The 4,535-nt window shown below is 67.7% G+C and carries 3 protein-coding genes and 1 pseudogene; 2 read left to right on the forward strand and 2 right to left on the reverse strand.

Translation table 11 applies throughout. The annotated features are described in order from the left end of the window. The first annotated feature begins 91 nt into the window (after nt 1–91). A complete protein-coding gene (locus ACIREE_RS42520) occupies nt 92–385 on the forward strand; it encodes a GNAT family N-acetyltransferase (protein ID WP_404164951.1) in 294 nt (97 codons plus the stop codon). A 19-nt stretch (nt 386–404) separates the two neighbouring features. Here the strand turns inward: ACIREE_RS42520 and ACIREE_RS42525 are convergent, their stop codons facing one another. Further along, nucleotides 405–1,523, reverse strand: a complete 1,119-nt coding sequence (locus ACIREE_RS42525; RefSeq protein ID WP_404164948.1) for a hypothetical protein — start codon at nt 1,521–1,523, stop codon at nt 405–407. 671 nt (nt 1,524–2,194) lie between these two features. Next, nucleotides 2,195–3,410: pseudogene (locus ACIREE_RS42530) on the reverse strand (IS3 family transposase). 305 nt (nt 3,411–3,715) lie between these two features. On the opposite strand from ACIREE_RS42530, the gene ACIREE_RS42535 reads away from it, so the two are divergent. After that, a complete protein-coding gene (locus tag ACIREE_RS42535) occupies nt 3,716–4,447 on the forward strand; it encodes an SMI1/KNR4 family protein (RefSeq protein WP_404164949.1) in 732 nt (243 codons plus the stop codon). The last annotated feature ends 88 nt before the right edge of the window (nt 4,448–4,535 follow it).

Genomic DNA, 4,535 nt, shown 5'->3' on the forward strand with positions numbered 1-4,535 from the left:
AGACCCGATAATTCAGAAACGCTCGCAGACACCGGCACCACCCCCGGGAGCAGTACGCAGAAGCCTACGCCGAGCAGCTAAGACAACGGCATTGCCTTTAGGGGCTGTCCCGTTAATGCCGGACGCCCCGGCGCAGGTCGCCGGCCACATCGGCATCCAGTGGCGGATGGGCCGCGCATTCTGGGGACAGGGGTACGCCTCCGAGGCGGCCTACGCCTCCCTGGAGTACGCCCTCCAGGACCGCGGCATCGGCCGGGTCGTGGCCGTCACGACGGAGGGCGACACCTCGTCGGCGAAGGTCCTGGACAAGCTCGGGATGGACTTCACCGCAGAGGCCGACGGCGCACGCCGGTACGCCATCGACCTCTCCGAGTACCAGAGCTGAGGCTCGCGCCCCGTCCCCGTCACACGATCTCTGGGTCCCACTCCTCCCGCACCGACCACTCCGTGTCCTTGAGCAGGCAGTCCATGGTCTCGCCGACGCCGCGCAGCACCCCCGTCGCCAGCGCCGCGCCCGCTAGCAGGGCTAGCGGATAGGCGATCAGGCCCGACAGCTCGGACCGGTCGATCAGGACCATGGGGAGGTACAGGAGGGCGGCGACAAGTGCGCCGGCGGCGATCTGACCGTGCACCGGGAGGCGGAACTTGGCGACGCGGGGCACCGGGCGGGTGGCACGGTCGCGGCTGGTGGGGAGCGGTTTCTGGGCGGTCGCCGTGGCGGTGCGGTAGCTGGAGTCGGGCGGGGTCAGGCCCAAGAGGGTGGTGCCGTCGCGGTCGGCGACGAACGCCGCTGGCTGCATCTCCTCGATCAGCTTGTGGCGGAGGGCGAACAATAGCCATCCCTCCGAATCCGCCAGTACCGCGCCCGCGCGGGCGAGTTCGGCGCGGTCCGCGATCAGCGGGACCTCCCGGCCCCTGGCGTCGAAGAGCGCGAGGCAGTTGTCGTACGTGGTGCGCAGCTTGCCGGGGCCGTCGCCGCGCTCGTGGTAACGCAAATGGAGCGGGCGTCCGGCCCGCACCCGTATCGCGTACACCTCGCCCTCCGCCGCGTCCTTGATCAGCACGCGCAGTTTCGCCCGGTCGCCCCTCTGCGAGGTCGCCTTGGACAGGGCCCTGACGGCCTTGTACGTGATGACGATGACGAGGAGATAGAGGATCGCGCCGAAGAGGTCGGAGCCGCGCATGGCGAGCCGCGCCAGGGTGACGGGGGCCAGCAGGATCAGTACGGTGCCGGTCGCGCGGCCGAAGTCCCTAGTGAGTGCGGGGAGTCGGGACGGGATCGGCGGTGTCGCGGCGTCCCGGGCGGGGGCCGGAGAAGCGGGTGTGGGCGCCGTCAGTGGCGGGGCCGAGCGGCAGGCCAGGGCCCAGGCCGCCGTGAGGACGACGGCCGCGGCGAGCGTGGCGACGAGGTCCAGGCGGGGCGCGGGTTTCGTGGACCGTACGTAGACAAGGGCCATCGCGGTCGCCGTCGCGGCCAGCACGCAGGTGCCCAGGGCGCGGGTGAGCAGGGTGGAACGTCGCATGATGCCGCCTCAGGCTTCCTCGGGTGATCAGTGTGACTCCGGTGGCACAAGCACGTAAAGGGCCGCGTTCTGGGACGACTAATTCGACGAGGTGCCTGCTGCCGTCGACGAATACGATCGCCTGAGGGCCGAGATCCTTGCCGACGCGTGATTCGTGACATCCGCGGTTAAGAACCCGCTGCGGCGTCTGGTCACGGTGGCCGAGCAGCTTCAGGTCCGTGAGGGGGACGAGTCCTCATGCGCGAGGGACGTGACATCGGCCCCAGAGGGGTGTTCGGACGTCGCCAGGCGAACGGGTGTGGGCGAGTCTGCCGGAGACGAACCGGCAGGTAGTGGTCCGGCAGTTGACGAGACTGGCCGGTCGCGTGATGACCGCGGCCGCGAGTGAGCCGGGTCGGCGGTGATCGCGGTACTGCCCTGGGAGCGGGCCAACAGCAAGGTGGGCGACCGGCATTTGCAGCGCCTCGCGGCCGTCTATGTCCGACAGTCCACACGACAACAGCTCCTGAATCACCAGGAGTCGACGCGGCTGCAGTACGCGCTGAAGGATCGGGCCGTCGCGCTGGGCTGGGAGGCGGACCGGGTCCTGGTCATCGACGACGACCTCGGGATGTCCGCGACAACGGCGGTGGCCCGGACTGAGGCGTCCCCCGGAGTGTGGACACAGGGGCTCATGCTGCGATTGCGAGTGTATCTGCCCGTCGGTGCTGTTGTTCGAACTCGGCTGGCGAGAGGTAGTTGAGGCCACTGTGGCGCCTGCGGGCGTTGTAGTAGGTGAGCCACTGGAAGATCTCCAGCCTCGCCTGACGTACCGTCGAGAACAGCCTCTTGTGCGTCGTCTCCCTCTTGAGTCCCTGCCAGAAACTCTCCGCGAGGGCGTTGTCGTAACTCGAGCCGACCCGCCCCATGCTCCTGCAAACCCCGAAACGGTCGCAGACCTGCGCGAACGCGTCCGAGGTGTATTGCGTGCCCCTGTCCGCATGGAAGATCACTCCGCCGACGTTTCCACCGCGGCTCGTCACGGCCATCTCCATGGCGTCTATGACCAGTTCGGCCCGCATGTGGGTGGCCATCGAGTAGCCGAGCACCCGGCGTGAGCAGATGTCCAGGACGCAGGCCACGTACAGCCCCGCGCCTTGCACCTGCACGTATGTGATGTCGCCGCACCACTTCTCGTTCAACTGCCGAGCGGAGAAGTTGCGTCGGACGAGGTCGGGGGCGGGCGGTGCGAGCCGGTCAGGGACGGTGGTGCGCTTGCGCCGCCGCAGGTGACGGCCCTCGATCCCGTTGATGCGCATCAGGCGCTCGACGCGTTTGCGGTTGACTGTGTGCCCGAAGCCCCGCAGCTCGGCGTGGACCCGGCGGACTCCGTACGTCCCCTTGTGCTCTGTGTGAATCTCGCGGATCTCCGCGACCAGAGCGCCTTCGGCGGCCTGCCGTTCGGCACGGGTTCCGGCACCGGCCAGCCACCGGTAGTAGCCGGAGCGTGCGACCTGAAGGACCCGGCATATCCGCTGTACACCGAACTCGGCGCGGTTCCGGGAGATGAAGTCCCAGCGGCGGGTCTTCACTTCATCTCCTTCGCGAAATAGGCAGCCGCCCGACGCAGGATCTCCCGCTCGAGCTGCCACTCCTTCTCGGCCTTCAGCAGCCGACCGTTCTCGGCCCGCAGCCGGGCCAGCTCCTCATCTCGGCTTTCTGCCGCTTCGCCGCCGCTTCCGCCGCGGCCGGCCTGTTCGTCGGCCTGGCGCACCCAACTGCGCAGCGTCTCGCCGGTCACCCCGACATCGCCGCGACCGCGGCATACGTGCGCTTCCCGCCCGCCGCACGATAGAGCGCGACTGCGTCATTCCTGAACTCCGCCGGATACGGAGACTTCCGTCCCACCAGGACACCCTTCCTCGGATCCCCAAGATTCATTGTCAGAGTGTCCACACCACTGGGGTCGCCTCACTCCGATGCTCCACCACCCGGATCACCAGTCTTGTCCAAGCCGTCCTCACCCTGCATCTGAACAGCTCAGATCGATGATGGAAAAGGCTCAGTGAGTTCGGTTTCGGCGAGGGGCGTGGCTCTTCTGAAGTGATCGGCTGAACCGATCGCGCTGGTGAAGGGCGGAAGCCTGGGCTTCGTCACGAGTTTGGGGCTGGCCTGGGGCTCTGTCGGTTCTTGCTGGTCGCTATCGTCCTGGCATGGAAACTGAGTTCGACATGGCCCAGGCGCTCTCCGCTGGTGTTGCGGGCCGGGCGGGTGCGTGGGAGTTCGTCCGGGGGTTCGCGGCGCACTGGACGACTCCGCTGAGCGAGGGGGACGGCTGGGACGAGGCCGACCTGGTCGCCGCTGAGGAGCGGCTGGGGCTGCGGCTGCCGGTTGCCCTGCGCGAGGTATACCAACTGCTCGGAAGGCGCCGGGACCTCACCAGCAATCACGATGTCCTGCTCGCCCCGGCTGAGTTGTATGTCGATGCCTCCCGGGAGGGGCTGGTCTTCCGGCACGAGAACCAGGGTGCCGCCTCCTGGGGCGTCCTCCTAGCCGATCTCGCCAAGGAAGATCCCGGGGTATTCATTCGCGCAGATCTGGCGGACAAGACGGCCGAGAAGTGGGATAGCTGGCTGGAACGGCTCTCGCTCGCCTTCGTTGAGATCGTCCTCTCGGAATCCCTGCATGCCCCTGAAGGGCTCTGTGACTTCCTGAGCGATCTCGACGAAGACGGCATCGACGTGCTGGAGCGGAACTGCACTCGCCTCCCGTTTCCGGGTTATCCGCTCGGCGAGGAGGAGCCCGGTGTCCGCTGGTTCTTGGGGGCGAATGTCCTGGTGCGGGACGACGAAGGAGAGGTGCTCCTGGCCCGTGCGCGCACCGAAGATGCCCTTGACCGCATGCGTGAACTGATCCCGGGGGACTGGCTCAACGACTATTACTGAGGTTTTCGGTGTGGGGTCGGGTGGTGACCGGTGATCGCAAGACCGGTCCCGGCGAGGCAGCCATCGATGAGGTCGGGTCGGTATTGAA

Origin of the sequence: Streptomyces sp. NPDC102467, assembly GCF_044765445.1 — a bacterium.
In the GTDB taxonomy this organism is placed as follows: domain Bacteria; phylum Actinomycetota; class Actinomycetes; order Streptomycetales; family Streptomycetaceae; genus Streptomyces.

Excerpts from the sequence above, each read along its gene's own strand:
- ACIREE_RS42525 (WP_404164948.1), bottom strand. The coding sequence starts at position 1,523 with ATGCGACGTTCCACCCTGCTCACCCGCGCCCTGGGCACCTGCGTGCTG.
- ACIREE_RS42535 (WP_404164949.1), top strand. The coding sequence starts at position 3,716 with ATGGAAACTGAGTTCGACATGGCCCAGGCGCTCTCCGCTGGTGTTGCG.